Here is a 452-nt window from a genome sequence, read left to right as displayed (position 1 = left end):
ATCTGCTCGACGGTGCCCCAGCCGGAGGAGGGGCGCTGCTGGAACAGGCCCTGCGAGTCGTGGTCGTTGCGGTCACCGAGGTGGCCGAGGTTCTCCAGCTTGGACTCCTGCAGGGCGGTGGCGATGGCGACCACGGCGGCCCGCTCGTCCATGCCGGCCTTCTTGGTGGCGGCGATGATGCCCTTGACGTTGTCGGTCTGCTCGGCGGACAGGGTGATCCGGGACTGTTCGCCCTGCACGCCGTGCGGGGTCAGCTTGTCGGTGTCGACGCCGCTGCCGGCGGCGGCGGACACGGGTGCGGCCAGGGCGGTGGGGGCGTGGTCGGCGGCCAGGGCGGGCGCGGCGACCGCGCCGCCGGCGAGGGTCAGACCGGCGATGCCGAGGGCGGTGTTACGCAGGCTGGTACGCAGGGTACGGGTGATGATCGTGGTCATGGGGGGTCCACCTTCCGT

At 72.3% G+C, this 452-nt stretch carries 1 protein-coding gene; it reads right to left on the bottom strand.

The genetic code is table 11. The features are described 5' to 3' along the window. Window positions 1-410, bottom strand: a 410-nt coding sequence (locus ACFHWT_RS31465; protein ID WP_416598344.1) for a hypothetical protein, incomplete at its 3' end; no start/stop codon positions are given. Window positions 411-452: the final 42 nt, after the last annotated feature.

Origin of the sequence: Micromonospora sp. LOL_021 (assembly GCF_048060215.1) — a bacterium.
Taxonomy (GTDB): Bacteria; Actinomycetota; Actinomycetes; order Mycobacteriales; family Micromonosporaceae; genus Micromonospora_E.
The sequence above is the reverse complement of the archived record's forward strand: the minus strand, read 5'-3'. Positions and strand labels throughout refer to the sequence as shown.